The following is an 18,792-nucleotide window of genomic DNA, read 5'->3' as shown; positions in this document are numbered from 1 at the left end:
AATTTATGTAATACGATTTAAAGTAATAAGAATGTAAGTAATAATATGGGCAAATAATAAAGTAGAGGAGCGTAATGCTCCTCTATTTTTTTAGCCTAAAATAGTGGAGGTGCTCTAAAAATTGAACATAACGGTTTTAGGATATCAGTCCCCTTATCCAGGCTTTCAACAAGCAACATTAGGATATTTGTTGGAGAGCCAAAACGGGACTAAGGTTTTGTTAGAGTGTGGTAGCGGAGTTGTTAGTGCTATGCAAGAATGGATAGAACCGTATCAACTAGATGCTGTACTTCTTTCACACTACCATTTTGATCATGTAGCCGATCTTGGAATCCTGCAGTATGCTATTCTCATGGAAAACAAGCTACAAAATAAAAGCAAAGTACTACCAATATATGGTCCATCTGAACCTAATGATAGATCTGCTCACAGAATGTATAAGGATGTAACTATAGCCATAGATATAGCAGAAGATGTAACTCATACGATTGGTGAGTTTCGTATTTCGTATTTCCAAACAGATCATGATGGGCCATGCTATGGAATGGTCATTGAAGAAGGATATAAAATGCTTCTATACGGAGCTGATTCAGGTCCACAAACAAAATGGCCTAGCTTGGCTGCTCAACCAGATCTAATGGTTCTAGAATCAACGTTTTTAGAAAAAAATAGGAACCCGCAAGTCAAGCATTTAACAGCAGCGGATGCCGCTAAAATCGCTAATCAGTTTACATCAAAAAGATTATTGTTAACTCATTTCTATCCGAAAATGAATCCACAGTTCTATTTGCAGGAGGCACAGCTTCATTATTCGAACGAAATTCTTCTTCCATCCAAGGGTTTGAAAATTATTTTATAAAATCTTTCACCTGACTACTTTTGTACTCCTGAAAAAGACATAAGCATTTACTATCCATTTCATTATATGTATAATCTTATTACATAAGGTTTTTCATCATTGTAAGCGTTTGAAAGGTGGGTTTATCTTGGGTGGAAAGATGAAGGCGTTAGTCAAGCATAAAGCAGGATATGGAGCTGAGCTACAGTGGGTGGACATTCCCGCGATTAAATCAGATGAAGTACTAATCAAAGTGAAGGTATCTTCTATTTGTGGTACTGATGTGCATATCTATACCTGGGATGATTGGTCGAAAAGTAGAGTGAACCCTCCTTATACTTTTGGACATGAGTTTGCAGGGGAAGTTGTGGAAGTCGGCAATGAGGTTAAAAACGTAGAGGTTGGCGATTTTGTTTCAGCAGAAACGCATATCGTGTGTGGAAGGTGCCCCCAGTGTTTAACAGGAAAAGAGCATATCTGTAGAGAAACAAAAATAATAGGGGTAGATACTCACGGATGCTTTGCAGAATATGTAGCACTACCTGCCAAAAACATATGGAAAAACGATCCTTTGATCCCTTTTGATCACGCCTCTTTACAGGAGCCAATGGGGAATGCCGTACAGACTGTTCTTTCTGGAGAGATTGTTGGTAAGTCAGTGGCTATTATTGGTTGTGGACCTATTGGATTGATGGCGGTTGCGGTTGCTAAAGCATCAGGGCTTCTAGGATTTACGCCTTAGATGTGAATCCATATAGACTGGATTTGGCGCTTAAGATGGGGGCTCATGAAAGGATTCATACAGGTGAAGTGGACCCTGTTAGAGAAATGGTGAAGCATACTGAAGGAAATGGTGTTGATGTTGTTTTAGAGATGTCTGGACATCCTGTGGCTATTCAACAAGGGTTTAGAATGGTGACCAATGGAGGTAGGGTTTCGATGCTTGGTCTGCCAAGCAAAAAGGTGGAATTAGATATTACTAATGATATTGTATTTAAAGGAATTGAAATTCACGGCATAACAGGAAGAAAAATGTTTCAGACCTGGTATCAAACTTCTGGATTATTAAAATCAGGAGCTGTTCGCTTAGACTCATTAATCACACATACCTATTCTTTGGAAGAGTTTGAGTTAGGATTTCAAAAAATGATTGATGGTCAATGCGGTAAAGTATTACTAATACCCTAGAAGGAGGAAAGGAAATGAAAGGTTTTGAGTACTTAGATAGTGAATTAGAAGAATTAAAGGTGCAGGGAGTTTTTCGAAAGCTAATAGAGCTGGAAAGTGATCAAGGAAATCGAGTCATCATACGAGGAAAAGAAGTGGTTCAGCTTTCATCTAATAACTATTTGGGCCTAACGAATCATCCGCGAATGAAGCAGGCGGCACTTCAAGCAGTAGAGAAATATGGAGTAGGAACCGGATCAGTTAGAACGATTGCTGGAACATTTACGATGCATGAAGCGTTTGAGCAAAAATTAGCTGAATTTAAACACACCGAGGCTGCTATTGTATTTCAATCTGGTTTTACTGCCAATGTAGGTGTTTTATCTTCCTTATTAAGCGATCAAGACGTTGTGATTAGCGATGAATTGAATCATGCTTCCATTATTGATGGAATTAGACTAACGAAGGCGTCGCGCAAAATCTATAAACACAGTGATATGAAGGATTTAGAACAAGCCTTGCAAGAAACGCAAAACTATCGCAAAAGACTTGTAGTTACAGATGGTGTTTTTAGTATGGATGGAGATATTGCTTCATTACCTCAAATTGTAGAACTGTGTGAAAAATATGATGCTTTAGTGATGGTAGATGATGCGCATTCAAGTGGGGTACTCGGGAGAAATGGTCGAGGAACTGTGGATCATTTTGACTTGAATGGTCGTGTCCATATTCAAGTTGGGACACTGAGTAAAGCGATTGGAGTTTTGGGAGGATATATTGCCAGTACCCAGTCTGTTAGGGACTATTTAATTCATAAAGCAAGACCCTTTTTGTTTAGTACATCTCATCCGCCTGCGGTAACAGCGGCGTGTGAAGCTGCTGTCGATGTATTGCTGCAAGAACCAGAGTTGATAGAAAAACTATGGAATAATACAAAGTTCTTTAAGAAGGGTCTGGCTGAGTTAGGATTTGATACTGGGAACAGTGAAACCCCTATTACTCCTGTAATCATTGGTGATGGAGGACTTTGTATGCGCTTCTCAGATGAACTATTTCATGAGGGTGTTTTTGCTCAAGGGATTGCCTTTCCTACAGTAGCAAAAGGAAAAGCAAGAATAAGGACAATAGTCACGGCAACTCATACAACCGAAGACTTGGAAAAAGCATTAGGAGCTTTTGAGAAAGTAGGTCGAAAGTTAGATATCATATAATAGGCTAGGATTTCAATAAAAAAGATAACTTTTGCCCTTAATCTATGTGACAAAATTGTGAATATGTTGTCGAAGCAATTCTTCTATGCTATCCTATTTATGTGTGACTTGTACGATTGGCATAGTCAGCCCTATGCCGATTTTGTTTTTTTTTTGCTTTTTTTCCATCTGCTCTAAGTCTTGTGACTATATTTAGCTCAAATGGTTAACAATAGAAGAAGGCTTAGGTAGATAGTATCAACAATGAAAGTGGGGTTGTGTGATGACTCAAAGTTTTAAAGCATGGCGCTTACTTCCTCTTTTGGTAATGTTAGCGTTAGTACTTACTGGGTGTGGAGATCCATACCTATCTGCTCTTAATCCAAGTGGACCTGTAGCAGAAGAGCAATTATCATTAATCTATATCAGTTTGGCCGTTATGATTTTCGTCATTGTTGCAGTTATTGTGATTTACACGTATGTGTTAATCCGATTCCGCGCTCGTCCAGGTCAAACAGAAATCCCTAAGCAAGTAGAAGGAAGTCATACATTAGAGATTATTTGGACAGTAATCCCAATCTTATTACTGATTATTATTGCTGTTCCAACCGTTATGACGACATTCTCCTTAGCAGATGAAACGGGCATTGAGGAAGGCTTACGTGTCAATGTTGTCGCTCATCAATATTGGTGGGAATTTGAGTATCCTGAAGAAGGAATTTACACTGCTCAAGAGCTGGTGATTCCTAAGGATACATGGGTGTTTTTTGAATTGACGGCTCCGGATAATGGAGTCATACACTCATTTTGGGTTCCAGCGCTTGGGGGTAAGATGGATACCAACCCTGGGCTTGTGAACAGAATGAAGTTGAAAGCGGATAAAGTAGGGACGTTCCATGGTAAGTGTGCGGAACTATGTGGAGCTTCTCATGCCCTTATGGACTTCAAAGTCACGGTAGTAGAACAAGAGGAATATGATGTCTGGGCTCAAAAAATGATGGCAAGTCAACATGTAGAACCAACAACGGCAGTGGCACAACAAGGTAGAGAGATTTATGCTAATCAATGTATTGGTTGCCATGCTATTGATGCAAACACGAAATCTCCATATCCAAACCTGGCTGGATTTGCCGATCGTCAATATGTAGCTGGTTGGTGGATCAATGATGAAAAGAACCTCACTGAATGGATTAAGAACCCTCAAGGTCTTAAACCAGGAAATGTCATGCCAGACCTAGGTCTCTCTGACGAAGAGGTTGCTGCTGTAGTAGAGTATATGAAAACATTGAAGCTTGAGTAGCAAGCTTGTAAGATAAGGGGGTAACAAATCGTGGGTAATTCAGCAACTCATGCGAAGAAGAGCGTGTTAATGGATTGGCTGACTACAGTTGACCATAAAAAGATTGGTATTTTGTACCTGGCTGCGGGTTTCTTCTTCTTCCTTGTAGGTGGTATTGAAGCTTTGCTTATCCGCTTACAATTGATTTTTCCAAATAATACATTGTTTGTAGGTGAGACATTTAATCAGCTATTAACAATGCATGGTACGACGATGATCTTTTTAGCGGCGATGCCTCTACTATTTGGATTTATGAATTTTATTGTTCCGCTACAAATCGGTGCTCGTGACGTAGCTTTCCCATTTGTCAATGCACTTGGTTTTTGGTTGTTTTTTGCAGGCGGAATTTTATTGAATCTTAGCTGGTTCATGCATAATGGTGCTCCAGAAGCTGGTTGGACTGCTTATGTTCCTCTCGCTTCAGAACTAAACTACACTGGTTTAGACTATTATGTTTTGGGATTACAGATTTCAGGTGCAGGGACATTAATGGGAGGAATTAACTTCCTTACTACGATTATTACCATGCGTGCTCCTGGAATGACCTTTATGCGTATGCCATTATTTACATGGACTACGTTTGTTGCATCAGGACTTATACTATTTGCTTTCCCGGCTCTAACAGTAGGACTTTTCCTGCTTATGTTTGACCGCGTTTTTGGTTCAGCATTTTTTGATGTTGCTTCAGGCGGTAACGTTATTTTGTGGCAACATATTTTCTGGATCTTTGGTCACCCAGAGGTATATATCTTGATTCTTCCTGCTTTCGGTATTATTTCTGAGGTGTTAAGTACCTTTGCTCGTAAGCGTCTATTTGGATATACCTCTATGGTATTTGCAACATTGTTAATTGGATTCCTTGGCTTCATGGTTTGGGCTCACCACATGTTTACAGTTGGTCTAGGGCCTGTAGCCAATGCTATTTTTGCCGTGTTAACCATGGCCATCGCAGTTCCTACTGGGATTAAGATCTTTAACTGGATCTTCACCATGTGGGGAGGACAAATTCGCTTCACTGCTGCGAATTTATGGGCTGTTTCCTTTATCCCAAGCTTTGTTATTGGTGGAACAACGGGCGTTATGTTAAGTATGCCTCCAGCTGACTACCAATTCCATGACAGCTACTTTGTTGTTGCTCATTTCCATTATGTTATTATTGGTGGAGTTGTCTTCGGCTTATTTGCTGGAATGTACTACTGGTGGCCTAAGATGTTTGGTCGCATGTTAAATGAATTCTGGGGCAAGGTTGCCTTCTGGTTATTCTTCGCAGGATTCCATTTCACGTTCTTCCCTCAGCATTTCTTAGGCTTAATGGGAATGCCAAGACGTGTATTTACGTATAATGAAGGGCTAGGATTAGAAGCAGGAAACCTCATAAGTACCATTGGTGCCATGGGAATGGGACTAGGTACACTGATCATTATTTTAAGTGTTGTAGCTTCTATTAAAGGGGAGAAGGCTCCGGCAGATCCATGGGATGGACGTACTTTAGAATGGGCAATTCCGTCACCTCCTCCAGAATATAACTTCAAGCAAACACCACTTACACGTGGACTTGATACCTTCTGGCTTGATAAAATGGATGGGAAGAAAGAAGTAACATATGCTGAACCAGTTGGGGACATTCATATGCCTTCTCCTTCAATCCTGCCATTGATCATGTCAATTGGATTGTTTATTGTAGGCTTTGCGTTCTGTTTGAAAAAGTTGATTGATCCAACAACAGCTATTGCTATGGCGATTGTCGGAGGAATCATCACAGCAATCTGTATGTTTGCACGTTCTCTCTATGATGATCCTGGATATCACATCCACAAGGAAGATCTAGAGGGCGGAGATAAGGGGGCGAATGCGTAATGGCAGATTTACATGCAAACTCAAATACTCTCCCTCCAGATCCAGAGAAAGCAACACTAGAAGGAAAGAATAAGTTTATTGGCTTTTGGCTTTTTCTTGGTGGAGAAACTGTTTTATTCGCTACGCTTTTTGGAACGTACCTGGGTCTGAAGGGACAGTTAAATAATGGTCCTGGACCAGCTGATCTTTTTGATCTAACATTAGTAGCAGCGATGACTTTCATCCTTTTAACAAGTAGTTTAACAAGTGTTTTTGCTTTAATGGCTATGAAGAGCAATAACTTGCCTAAAATGCAATTGTGGTTCGGAATTACGGTGCTTTTAGGTCTTGCTTTCTTAGGTTTTGAGGTGTATGAGTTTTATCATTACCTTGATGAAGGTCTTGGATTTACGACAAGTGCATTTGGTTCAGCCTTCTATACTCTTGTTGGTTTCCATGGTGCTCACGTAGTTTTTGGTACAATCTGGATCATTACATTAATGTTGCAAGCAATGAAAAAAGGGATTACTGTCGTAACAGCGCCAAAGTTCTACCTTGCAGGATTGTATTGGCACTTTGTAGACGTAGTGTGGGTATTTATCTTTACCGTAGTTTATCTAATGGGAGTAATGTGAAAGGTGGGATAGTGTATGCAAACAAATTTACAACATGAAACTAACATCAAGCCAGTGACAACACATAGTAAGGCTGCTCATTCTCACGAATTTAAGCACCACATGTGGTCTTATTTTGCCTCTATTGCTTTAACCATATTTGCATTTATCGCCGTTTGGACAAATGTGATTGAAAGTACACTTGTGTTAGGAATGTTTATTGTTCTTTTAGCATGTATTCAGGTTGTATTCCAGTTATTTGTCTGGATGCATATGAACCAAAAAGGACATTCAATACCGATAATGTTTATTGCTAGTGGAGTGTTTGTAGCTGTTATCACTGTTGCAGCATTAATGCTATTAATCTGGTGGTAATCTACTGCATGTGATCATTGGTATAGCAGAGGCTGCATTGGGACGTATCTTATACTCATCCTTGCAGCCTCTTTTCCTATTCTTATTAAGCTTATATAAATTAAGCTAATACGAATAAGTAGGGCTATGTTGCTCCAACAAATATTAAGTATAATGAAACTCTCCAAAAGGAGGAGATTTTAATGCATCATAATCATCATGAAATGACAGCCCCTATGTTCAGCTTTTTTGAATTATGGAGACCAGATATTATCTTACTTCTTGTCGTTATCGCGATTATGTATCACTTCTTAACAGGGGCATGGCGTAAGCATTTTGCTGATTCAGAAGAAATAACATCTAAGCAAAAAACGCTCTTTTTCTTTAGCTTATTGATTATCTACCTAGCGAAAGGAACTCCTCTTGCAGCCTATGGACATCATATTATGTTTAGTGCTCATATGGCTCAAATGGCCTTGTTGTATTTGGTGTTACCGCCTGTCTTACTATTAAGTATTCCGGCATGGATTTATAAAGCGATTTTAAAGCCTGTCATGATTAGTAAATTTGTCTATTTCTTCACGCTACCTTTAGTTTCTATTTTGTTTTTTAACATGATTTTTTCTTTGTATCATTTTCCAGTGGTTTTTGATACAGTGATGCAAGTAAGCTGGTTACATTTTATATATCATTCTGCGTTGATTATGGGTGCCATATTTATGTGGTGGCCAATTTGTTCTCCTTTACCAGAGTATGAGAGCTTATCTGATTTGAAAAAAATAGCCTATATTTTTGTCAGCGGTTTTTTGCTTACTCCGGTCTGTGCGCTGATTATTTTTTCGCGGATGCCAATGTATGAAACGTACATGGGAGCACCACAGATATTTTCTTTGCTTCCTTCCCTTGATGATCAGCAACTGTGGAATCATTATGAAAGTTATTCAAGAACTCTCTTACATGACTGCCATTGGTGTTGTCTTCTTCTCTTGGGCGAGAAAAGAAAGACAGAAGGATACTCAAGGTATCGCTTAGAGTAAAGTGTTTTCCTCCTCTGTGTGTAGGTTCTTTCTCCTTTGTGGAAGGATATGTCGTATTGGAACTTTCAGCTACTGGGAATAATACGGTTAACTGACGACAAAGGAGAGAGTATTCATGGATCAACAAGATGATGTAATGTCTTCTCATAAAGCCAAACATTATGGTCTGGAGTTTCGTAGACAGTGGTGGAGTTATTTTGTTTCTATTGCTTTAACAGTGCTTGCTTTTCTTGCCGTTGGCTGGAATGTTTTTCAAAGTTCCTTTAGTATTCTGATGTTCCTTATTTTGTTAGCTGTCATTCAGATCGCGTTCCAGTTATTTTTCTTCATGCACCTAAAGGAAAAGGGGCATTTTTTCCCCTTAACATTTATTCTAGCCGGTGTTTTATTTGCGATTGTTATTGTAATTGGGATTAATCTATGGCTATGGTGGTAAATACGAATTTCACTTTAAATAGGGAACAAAAAGGCTGCCTGTGGCAGCCTTTTTTGGTGATCTTATTCGTTTGGTGAACCGATCTTCTCGTGAAAAGCTCTTTTAACACTCTTATTTCCTTCGTAATGTTCGGGATAGTATTGACCCTTTTGTGACTTTGCTTCCCTTGGTCTAGGTCTACCTGGTGGTTTATAGAACTCGGTGGCAAACTCTGCTCGGGCAAAATCTCGTTTATTACGAAATAAGCTTTTTCCCAAGAAAAGACACCTCCCAAAGAATAGGATCACTCAATAGGTTTTCCTTCTTGCTTCAAAACATTCATAAGAATGAAGAAAGCTCATTAAACGAAAATTTTTCTGTTTCATTCTTATTATTTTCATATTTACAGATGGATATAATATATGTTAAATGTTATAATTTTTTATTGAGAATTATGGGTTAGCTATCGTACAACAACATGGTTGTTTGAGTTATAGAAGGGAAGTGTATAGCGATGTCTGAAAAAGATTACGGCAAGTATTTTGGATTAGACCAAGTACGTGTTTTGGAATCAGATGATCACAAAAAGAAGGTTAGGGTCAAGGGGAAGATAGTTACAATCTACTCTGAGCCAGATTATAAAGAGGGGAAGAAAAGAGGAAAAGAAGATATTCAAATCCTTCAATCTGAAATCCCTGATGAGATGATGAATATAGGAAAAGGCAAAAGCTATTTATTATATACCTATGGCTGTCAGATGAATGCTCATGACAGTGAGCATATTTCAGGACTGTTAGAAGCAATGGGCTATACTGCTACGACGGACGAAAATACTGCGGATGTCATTCTATATAACACCTGTGCGATTCGAGAAAATGCGGAGGATAAAGTATTTGGCGAAATTGGTCGGCTGAAAAGACGCAAACTAGAAAACCCAGAGATTGTTATTGGTGTTTGCGGCTGTATGTCTCAAGAGGAATCCGTAGTAAACAAAATTTTGCAGAGCTATCCTCAAGTAGATCTGATCTTTGGAACCCATAACATTCATCGCTTGCCCGTTTTATTAAGAGATGCATTAATGTCTAAGGAAATGGTGATTGAAGTTTGGTCCAAAGAAGGAGATATTGTTGAGAATATGCCTCAAAAGAGAGAGGATGGCATTAAGGGCTGGGTCAACATTATGTATGGCTGTGATAAGTTCTGTACATACTGTATCGTTCCTTATACCCGAGGAAAGGAGCGAAGCAGAAGACCTGAGGATATTCTAGCTGAAGTGAGAGAACTGGCTCGCTTAGGATTTAAGGAAATCACGGTCTTAGGTCAAAATGTAAATGCCTATGGAAAAGATTTCACAGATATAGAGTATGGTCTAGGACACTTACTCGATGACATCCGTAAAATAGATATTCCTCGCGTGCGATTTACAACAAGTCATCCACGGGATTTCGATGATTACCTCATTGAAGTCTTAGCCAAGGGTGGGAATTTAGTCGAGCATATTCACTTACCAGTGCAATCAGGAAATAGTGAGGTATTAAAAAAAATGGCTCGAAAATATACACGAGAACAATATCTTGAGTTGGTACGTAAGATCAAAAAAGCGATTCCTAATGTGTCGCTCACAACGGATATTATCGTAGGATTCCCTGGTGAAACAGAAGAACAATTCCAAGAAACACTTTCCTTGGTACGTGAAGTTGAGTATGATTCCTCTTATACTTTTATTTATTCCCCTCGTCATGGTACGCCTGCAGCGGGTATGGAGGATAATGTGACTGAGGAAGAAAAGAAAGACCGGCTGTATCGCTTAAATGCGGTTCAAAATGAAATCAGCCGCCAAAAAAATGAAGCGTTACAGGATCAAGTGGTGGAAGTATTGGTTGAAGGAGAAAGTAAGAATAATCCAGAGATTCTTGCTGGACGTACCCGTACGAATAAGTTAGTCAATTTCAAGGGATCTAAAGAAAGTATTGGTAAATTAGTACAAGTGAAGATAACAGAACCACAAACATGGACACTCAAGGGTGAGCAGATACAAACGGTGGAGGTATAAATCATGGAAAAGACGGAGAAAACGGTAACGAGAAAAGAGATTATGGAGCAAGCGGAAAGACTAGCTTTATTGATTTCACAATCAGAAGAAGTAGAATTCTTCAAAAAAGCAGAGCAACAAATTAAAAAGAATGAGAAAGTACAGAAACTAATCAACGTTATTAAATTTAAGCAAAAGCAAGCGGTTCATGCAGAACACTATGAAAAAGAGAAGCATTTGGGAGAAGTAGAGGATTCCTTGGAGAAATTACATCAAGAGCTTGACGAAATCCCTGTTGTGCAAGAATTTAAGCAATCTCAGCTTGAAGTAAATGAATTACTACAACTCATTACTTCTGTGATTTCCAATACAGTTACGGATCAAATTATTATTTCCACAGGTGGAGATCCTCTATCTGGGCAAACAGGTGGTTCAAATCCGTCCTGTCCAATACGTTAGGATGGATTCAAAAGAAAAGCATCGAATTTCTTAAAAAGAAATTCGATGCTTTTTTTGCACCGTAGACGGATGTCCTGCATACAATTAACTGAACGCGATGTTTGGAGGAGGTAGCTAGAAATGTCTCATACAGAAAAAGATGTTCAATGTCGTGAGATTATTACAAAGGCAGTTTGTGGTAAAGGAAGAAAGTTTACTCAAGCTACTCATACGATTACACCTACACACTCTCCTACCAGTATTTTAGGATGTTGGATTATTAATCATACCTTGACTACTGAAAAGGTGGGTGACTCAGTGGAAGTAAGCGGTACGTATGATATTCACTTTTGGTACTCGTTCAACAATAATACAAAAACAGAAGTTGCAACGGAAACCGTATCTTATGTGGATCATGTCCCTCTTACTGTCGTAGATAAAAATTGTCTAGATAGTGATATGGATGTGGTTGCCAAAGTGATACAACAACCTACAGCTTGCGAGGCCACCATTTCCAACTCTGGAAACTCTGTTCTTGTTCAAGTAGAAAGAGAATTTGGGGTGGAAGTGATTGGAGAAACTAAAGTGTGTGTAATGGTATGCCTGATGGATGTAGTGATTTTGATGATAAGGACTTTGGTTTTGATGAAGATGTGGATCAAGATTATGAAGATTTAGATCCTGAGTTTCTCATTGATGATTTAGATTAATTTGGGGGAGGTTATTCGGCCTCCTTTTTCTTTGCCCTTTTTTCACTCATTATTCGTCTAGAGCATAAGTTGATACAGTGAAGGTGTATTTCCTGAAGAAAAGGGTGCAGGATATGACAATAAACACGAAAGAACTACATGATTATCTTGATCATAATGCTCAGGAACCAATGGATCAATATGTTCAAGCAGGGATTCCTGTTAGAAACTATGTGAAGCCTACAACGGAAGAGAGGAAGGAAAGAGAGAAGGACTTACTCTCTTGGAATGGCATCACCAAAACAACGAAAAATCAAAAGTACAAAAGCTATTATCGTGTCTATGTCTTCCAACTAGAGTGTATTGATTTATTTCAACGTGGAAAAAAAGAAGAGAATGAGCCATGGATGGCTATTCATAAAAAATCAAAAATAAAATGGACTAGATTGAATCCGCAAATTCAAACACGAGAATTACTTAAGGTAAAACGGATGGCGATTCGTTCACTCTACATCTTAGGCTATGATATGGGAATGGTGGATGTTATTGTGACATCTACTGCGCCAAAACAGCGACTGGTCTCTATCGCTCCTATAGAAGAAATGGGTTCTCAAGCACAGGAGAAATTCAACAAAAAATTTCAAAAAATATTAAAAGATGGAGAAACAACATCTTCTGCTGTACTTGGTGCAGATCTTGAGTTTGTCTTACGTCACCAAAATGGAAAGTATGTAATTGCCTCCAAGTATTTTTCTAGAAATGGAAGGGTTGGGCATGATGCCATCTGGTTGCGAGGGAAGAGGAATAAATACCCCATTGGAGAACTGCGTCCTGCTCCTACGGAAAATCCTAAGAAATTATTTGCGAATATATATGAATGTCTCCGTATCGCTGTGAAAAAAGTAAATCATCCTAAGATTGAGTTTCTCGCTGGAGGGAAACCCCTTTCAGGCTACCCGATAGGAGGGCATATTCACTTTAGCCGTGTGGATCTGCATTCTCACTTCATTCGTGCCTTGGATAATTACTTAACGTTGCCTCTTTTTTTACTGGAAAGTGATCTATCCATCAGTCGAAGGCCAAAATATGGTTTTATCGGTGACTATAGAGAACAGTTTCATGGTGGGTTTGAGTATCGAACGCCTCCGAGCTGGATTACGACACCGACAATTGCCAGAGGAGTGATTTGTTTGGCAAAAGTGATTTCATCAGATTACAGACAGTTAAAAACAATGCCCCTGAATCGGTACGAGATTCAAAAAGCCTTTTATAACGGGGATAAAAAGAGCATTCTTCCTGTTGTACAGAGTTTATGGAAAGAGCTTCAACATTGTCCTACATTTGAGGACTATAAGAAGGAACTCGAAGCCTTTTATTCATTGATCAAGAAAAATTACAGCTGGGATGAGCACTCTGATCTTCGTGAACCATGGAAACTTCCCCCTTATCAAAGTTAAAGAATCTATGGAATTGTGCTATAATAATCATATCGATTTTCAAGGGTGGAGGATACTATGGCTCAAGCACAATACACACCAATGATCCAGCAATATTTGCAAATTAAATCTGAGTATCAAGATGCTTTTTTATTTTTTCGATTAGGAGATTTTTATGAGCTTTTCTTTGAAGATGCAGTTCTAGCTTCAAGGGAGCTTGAAATTACTTTGACTGGTAGAGCTGGGGGGAGTGAGGATAAGATCCCGATGTGTGGAGTTCCTTTTCACTCTTCCGAGCAGTACATAAAAAAACTCATTGACAAAGGGTATAAAGTAGCTGTTTGTGAACAAACAGAGGATCCTAAACAGGCACAGGGTGTAGTCAAGCGTGAAGTGATCCGAGTGATTACACCGGGAACAGTGATGGATCCTGGAATGTTAAGTGAGAGAGAGAACAATTATATTCTCTTTCTTTCTAAGGAAACAGGGGTTTTTGCTCTGGTTGCTTGCGATTTATCTACGGGGGAAGTTGTTGGTACAGAAATTCATGAAATTTCTCTGGTCATTGATGAAATCCCTTCTTTTTACGCCTCAGAGATCGTTGTTTTAGACGCTTCTTTTACCGAACAGGAAAAAGAGATGCTGCAACAGTACTATAGGGATTCGATTCAATGGAAGAAGATGAAGGAAAAGAGAGGTTGGCAGGATCAGACTCCTCTCTTAGAACAAATCGGTGAGCACCCAGCGCTCCGCACAAGTCTAGAATTGTTACTTCTCTACCTAGATGAAACACAAAAGAGATCCATTCAGCATTTGAAGCCGTTTCAAATGTATGAGTCAAAGGCTTACTTGAAGCTAGATAGTTTTTCAAGAAGGAATTTAGAGATTACCCAGTCGATAAGAGAAGGGAACAAAAAAGGTTCATTGCTCTGGCTTCTTGATCAGACCAGTACGGCTATGGGGGGACGCTTAATTAAAAAATGGATTCAACGTCCGCTTCGAAACCAGCGTCAAGTTGAAGAGCGACTTGATGTCGTTTCTTCCTTTTTGCAACATTCTATTGAACGAGAAGATTTAGTTCAACTCCTTGATCAAGTTTACGATCTTGAAAGGCTAGCGGTTCGAGTTTCATTTGGAAATGTAAGCCCTAGGGACTTAGTCCAGTTAAAAAAATCTCTATTAGTCTTACCTGAAATTAGAAGGGTCGTAGATTCAATAACCCATTCGTATATTCAAAAAGAAATGGACAAGCTTGATCTATGTCAAGATCTTGCAGAGCTTTTAGAGCGTGCTTTGCTAGAGGAGCCACCGCTTTCCATCAAGGATGGAGGTATTTTTAAAGCAGAATATCATGCAGAGCTGGCTCGTTTGCTGGAGGCTAGTAAAAACGGGAAAAGATGGATTTTAGAATTAGAAGCTTCTGAACGCCAGCGTACAGGAATTAAATCCCTTAAAGTCGGCTTTAACAAGGTATTTGGCTATTACATTGAAGTGACACGGGCGAATACTCATCTATTGGAGGAAGGGCGTTATGAACGAAAGCAAACCTTAGCGAATGCAGAGCGCTATATTACTCCTGAGCTGAAGGAAAAAGAAGCCTTATCTTAGAAGCAAATGACCGTTTAACAGAACTTGAATATCAATTGTTTCTTGAACTGAGAGAGGAAGTGAATCGCTTCACTCCAAAACTACAGAAGCTAGCTGAAAAGGTTGCTGAAATGGATGTGCTGTGTTCATTTGCAAAAGTGAGTGAGAAATATCGCTATGTGAAGCCTATATTTAGCGAGGAAGGCACCTTAGCGATAAAAAAAGGAAGGCATCCGGTTGTAGAAAAAGTGTTAAAAGACTCACAATACATTGCCAATGATGTCTATATGGATAACGACAAGCGGCAGCTATTGCTCATCACAGGACCTAATATGGCAGGGAAGAGCACCTATATGAGACAAGTCGCTTTGATTTCCATTATGGCTCAAATGGGGTGTTATGTTCCTGCCTCAGAAGCAGTTCTACCTATGTTTGATCAAATCTTTACGAGAATAGGCGCAGCAGATGATCTTGTTGGAGGTCAGAGCACCTTTATGGTGGAGATGATGGAAACCAAGCAAGCCATTACTCAAGCAACAGCTCAGAGTTTAATTTTGTTGGATGAAATAGGAAGAGGTACGTCAACATATGACGGTATGTCGCTGGCTCAAGCTGTGGTTGAATATATTCATAATCATGTTCAAGCGAAAACTCTTTTTTCAACCCATTATCATGAACTAACCGAACTATCTACTAGCTTGGAACGACTGACGAATATTCATGTAGCATGCTCAGAGAAGGACGGTCGAGTTATTTTCTTACACACCGTGAAGGAAGGAAAAGCAGACCGAAGCTATGGAATACATGTGGCTCAGTTGGCAGAACTGCCCCGAGAAGTAATTCTGCGGGCTCAAGAGATTCTTATCGAATTAGAGGGAAAAACCATTCTCGCTTCTGGAGCCAAACAGTCTGCTTCGACAATTGCAGAGAGCCCACCGCTTGAGCAGCTATCCTTTTTTGATCAAGTGGGAAAGAATCCTCAGGAAGAAGCATTGTTAGCTTGCTTGGAGGATGTAGAAGGCCTGAATCTAGTCACGATGACACCTCTAGAAGCACTCAATTATTTATTTCAGCTACAGCAAAATATCAAAAAAAGCCAATCATAGAATTGAGGTAGAAACATGCCAAAAATTCAAGTTATGAACGAACATCTATCGAATAAAATTGCGGCTGGAGAAGTGGTAGAGAGACCTGCTTCCGTTGTCAAGGAGCTGGTTGAGAATGCGATCGATGCGGGGAGTAGCCGGATCGAGGTCCATATCTCAGAGGGTGGATTAGATTCTATTAAAATTATTGATGATGGAGTAGGCATGGATCGGGAGGATAGCACACGTGCTTTTGAACGACATGCTACAAGTAAATTGTTGACCGATCAGGATCTTTTTCGTATCTCTACGCTTGGCTTTCGAGGAGAGGCATTACCTAGTATTGCGGCCGTTTCTAAGCTAACCCTGATGACGTGGAATGGGATAGACGATGTAGGGACTAGGGTCAGTATTGAAGGTGGAAAGATCAAGGAAATAGAGGATGCTCCTCTTCGACAAGGAACGTCTATCGAAGTGAGAGAGCTCTTCTATAATACTCCAGCTAGGTATAAGTATCTAAAAACCATTCATACAGAGTTAAGTCATATCTCAGATTTTTGAATCGAATGGCAATGGCTCATCCCGAAATCTCTTTCACCTTGACACATAATGCCCGAGAACTCTTGTCTACGAGCGGAAATGGGCAGCTTCTTCATGTCATTTCAGCGATCTTTGGGACAAGTACAGCGAAGCAAATGGTTCCCTTTCAAGCGACGCATATTGATTTCGAGGTGAAGGGATTTCTAGGAAAACCCGAAATTACACGTTCTAGTAAACAATACCTGACCACAATTATTAATGGTCGATATATAAAAAGCTATGCACTGCAACAAGCCATTGTAGCGGGTTACCAAACTCTGTTACCGATTCATCGCTATCCTCTTGCTATTCTTTCTTTTTCGATGGACCCTAGTTTATTGGATATTAATGTGCATCCTTCTAAATTGGAGATACGAATAAGTAAAGAACAGGAACTTACAGCATGGCTGGAGCAAGAAATTCGAGCATCCTTAGGGAAGGAAGAATTGATTCCTAAGCCTCTACAAAAAAGGGAAAAAGAAAAAAGCATTCAACAGGCGATTAGATTTCAGCTTCCAGTCGAAGAGGTCTTTCCTCCTTCTCCCCGCGCTTCTGTAGAAGGGCAGCAGAATAAAAATAGAGTACCGATACAGGAGCAGGTGAAGCAGGAAGGGCGAGCAATGGCTGCAAGATCACTTGAACCTAGGGGAAGCGTCGTGCGTGAGGAGCCATCTCCAGAGGAGTATATAGATACTGAATCTATTGAGCTGACGAATCTGACGAATTCACTAGCAAAAGCCGCAGATTCAGAATCCATTGCAGATTCTTATACGGAGGAGAGTGAGGCAATCCCTTTACTCGCTCCCTTAGCTCAACTTCATGGAACCTATATTTTAGCGCAAAATGAACAAGGTCTATATATGATCGACCAGCATGCAGCGCAGGAGAGAATTTGGTATGAATTCTTTTATGATAAGCTAAGTCATCCTGCACAGGAAAGTCAAGAGTTGTTAATTCCAATTTCCCTAGACTTCACTTCGGGGGAATTTGCTGTACTTAAAGAAAATTTAACTCAGTTAGCTAAAATAGGTCTATTTTTAGAAGAATTTGGACATCATTCTTATATGATACGTTCTCATCCTCAATGGTTTCCGGCTGGAGGAGAAGAACAACTAATTCGTGATATGATCCAGAGAGTACTAGAGCAAAAAGGGAAGATAGAGTGGATTACGTTTAGAAACGAAGTTGCCATTATGATGTCCTGTAAGCAATCGATCAAAGCAAACCAATATCTTACACATAGAGAAATGGAAGCTTTATTAGAGCAATTAAGAAAGACTTCTAACCCTTTTACTTGTCCCCATGGACGTCCGATTACGGTATTAATAACAAAATACGATATTGAAAAAATGTTCAAAAGAGTGATGTAATGTTAGTCACAACCAGTACACGCGGACAAGAAAAATTAGAAGATCAGGCAAGAAAGATTGCGGAAGAGCTTCAATTTCCCTATATTAAAAGAAAGAGGTACTCTGTTCAACAGATGTTGAAGCAGTGTCAAGCTGAGTATCTTATTCTAGTGGAAACTGAAGGAATCAAATGTATATTCAAGGAAGATATAAAGAATCCTTTCTTTTTTCATCCCAGCTCCGCTATGTTTCGCATCAAAAGATTAGGAAAGGGAGAACATGATCCCTTAGTGCAAGCAGCAGAGTTACAAGAAGGGATGTCCTTTCTTGACTGTACCCTAGGTCTAGCTTCAGATTCTATTGTCGCTTCATTTGCTACTGGCCCCACTGGATTCGTAGTAGGAATTGAGTCAGTATCCGTTTTTGCCTATCTTGTGCAACAGGGATTGCAAGAATGGGATGCTGGCATTGCCGACATGAATGCTGCTATGAAGAGAATTCAAGTAAAGAATGCCGAGCATTTGGAATATCTTAAACAAAGCCCAACTGATGGCTTTGATATTGTTTACTTCGATCCGATGTTTGAAAATCAGCAAGTCGAGTCAACAGGGATATCTCCATTAAAAAAAATGGCTAATTACAGTCCATTATCGGTAGAGGTCATTGAAGAGGCAAAGCGAGTGGCACGACAAAAAGTGATCTTAAAAGACTCAAGCTACAGCTCTAGATTTCATGCTTTGGGATTTAAGGCCATTGAGCGCAAATACGCTTCTCATTGGTTTGGTGTCATAGAATTGGGGTAGATAA

The 18,792-nt window shown here is 39.6% G+C and carries 13 protein-coding genes and 4 pseudogenes; 16 read left to right on the top strand and 1 reads right to left on the bottom strand.

All coding sequences use genetic code 11. The features are described from left to right. Positions 1-121 precede the first annotated feature (121 nt). The 9 genes and pseudogenes from JCM10596_RS19500 (at position 122) to JCM10596_RS19460 (ending at position 8,811) form a co-directional block, all read left to right on the top strand. Positions 122-859 carry an MBL fold metallo-hydrolase gene (locus JCM10596_RS19500; protein WP_025028561.1) on the top strand — a complete coding sequence of 246 codons (738 nt, stop codon included), beginning with the start codon at positions 122-124 and terminating at the stop codon, positions 857-859. Positions 860-986: 127 nt separating this feature from the next. Beyond that, positions 987-2,026, top strand: a pseudogene (gene tdh, locus JCM10596_RS26610) (L-threonine 3-dehydrogenase). Between the two features lie 14 nt (positions 2,027-2,040). Then, positions 2,041-3,216: a glycine C-acetyltransferase gene (locus tag JCM10596_RS19490; RefSeq protein ID WP_025028560.1), complete on the top strand. Its 1,176-nt coding sequence runs from the start codon at positions 2,041-2,043 to the stop codon at positions 3,214-3,216. Positions 3,217-3,478: 262 nt separating this feature from the next. After that, on the top strand, positions 3,479-4,495 hold the full coding sequence (gene coxB, locus JCM10596_RS19485) for a cytochrome c oxidase subunit II (RefSeq protein WP_025028559.1): 1,017 nt from the start codon (positions 3,479-3,481) through the stop codon (positions 4,493-4,495). Between the two features lie 30 nt (positions 4,496-4,525). Further along, on the top strand, positions 4,526-6,391 hold the full coding sequence (gene ctaD, locus JCM10596_RS19480; protein ID WP_025028558.1) for a cytochrome c oxidase subunit I: 1,866 nt from the start codon (positions 4,526-4,528) through the stop codon (positions 6,389-6,391). Beyond that, the gene (locus tag JCM10596_RS26605) at positions 6,391-7,005 is read left to right on the top strand and encodes a cytochrome (ubi)quinol oxidase subunit III (RefSeq protein WP_034681794.1); all 615 of its coding nucleotides are present in this window, start codon (positions 6,391-6,393) and stop codon (positions 7,003-7,005) included. The genes ctaD and JCM10596_RS26605 overlap by 1 nt, the downstream gene beginning before the upstream one ends. A 15-nt stretch (positions 7,006-7,020) precedes the next feature. Next, on the top strand, positions 7,021-7,359 hold the full coding sequence (locus tag JCM10596_RS19470) for a cytochrome C oxidase subunit IV family protein (RefSeq protein ID WP_025028557.1): 339 nt from the start codon (positions 7,021-7,023) through the stop codon (positions 7,357-7,359). A 182-nt stretch (positions 7,360-7,541) separates the two neighbouring features. After that, entirely contained in the window at positions 7,542-8,375 is an 834-nt protein-coding gene (locus JCM10596_RS26600) for a cytochrome c oxidase assembly protein (protein WP_051541389.1), read from the top strand. Between the two features lie 115 nt (positions 8,376-8,490). Then, positions 8,491-8,811: a cytochrome C oxidase subunit IV family protein gene (locus JCM10596_RS19460; RefSeq protein WP_025028556.1), complete on the top strand. Its 321-nt coding sequence runs from the start codon at positions 8,491-8,493 to the stop codon at positions 8,809-8,811. Positions 8,812-8,873: 62 nt separating this feature from the next. Here JCM10596_RS19460 and JCM10596_RS19455 read toward each other — a convergent pair whose 3' ends face one another. Beyond that, the gene (locus JCM10596_RS19455; RefSeq protein WP_025028555.1) at positions 8,874-9,068 is read right to left on the bottom strand and encodes a hypothetical protein; all 195 of its coding nucleotides are present in this window, start codon (positions 9,066-9,068) and stop codon (positions 8,874-8,876) included. A 230-nt stretch (positions 9,069-9,298) separates the two neighbouring features. Between JCM10596_RS19455 and miaB the strand changes: the two genes are divergently transcribed. The 7 genes and pseudogenes from miaB to JCM10596_RS19420 all read left to right on the top strand — a co-directional run bounded on the left by miaB (position 9,299) and on the right by JCM10596_RS19420 (position 18,788). After that, positions 9,299-10,843 carry a tRNA (N6-isopentenyl adenosine(37)-C2)-methylthiotransferase MiaB gene (gene miaB, locus JCM10596_RS19450; RefSeq protein ID WP_025028554.1) on the top strand — a complete coding sequence of 515 codons (1,545 nt, stop codon included), beginning with the start codon at positions 9,299-9,301 and terminating at the stop codon, positions 10,841-10,843. Positions 10,844-10,846: 3 nt separating this feature from the next. Beyond that, positions 10,847-11,281, top strand: coding sequence for a YlbF/YmcA family competence regulator (locus JCM10596_RS19445; RefSeq protein WP_025028553.1), 435 nt, complete (start codon positions 10,847-10,849; stop codon positions 11,279-11,281). Between the two features lie 120 nt (positions 11,282-11,401). After that, positions 11,402-11,970 (top strand): annotated as a pseudogene (locus JCM10596_RS26595) (outer spore coat protein CotE). Positions 11,971-12,083: 113 nt separating this feature from the next. After that, a complete protein-coding gene (locus JCM10596_RS19435; RefSeq protein WP_025028552.1) occupies positions 12,084-13,406 on the top strand; it encodes a putative amidoligase domain-containing protein in 1,323 nt (440 codons plus the stop codon). Positions 13,407-13,463: 57 nt separating this feature from the next. Next, positions 13,464-16,078 (top strand): annotated as a pseudogene (gene mutS, locus JCM10596_RS26590) (DNA mismatch repair protein MutS). Between the two features lie 15 nt (positions 16,079-16,093). After that, positions 16,094-18,006, top strand: a pseudogene (mutL, locus tag JCM10596_RS26585) (DNA mismatch repair endonuclease MutL). Continuing rightward, positions 18,006-18,788, top strand: coding sequence for a class I SAM-dependent methyltransferase (locus tag JCM10596_RS19420; protein ID WP_025028551.1), 783 nt, complete (start codon positions 18,006-18,008; stop codon positions 18,786-18,788). Before mutL ends, JCM10596_RS19420 begins: the two are co-directional and overlap by 1 nt. Positions 18,789-18,792: the final 4 nt, after the last annotated feature.

Origin of the sequence: Caldalkalibacillus mannanilyticus JCM 10596 (assembly GCF_000615945.1) — a bacterium.
Lineage (GTDB): Bacteria > Bacillota > Bacilli > Caldalkalibacillales > JCM-10596 > Bacillus_AT > Bacillus_AT mannanilyticus.
Note: the sequence above shows the minus strand (reverse complement) of the source record. Positions and strands in the feature narration are given on the sequence as shown.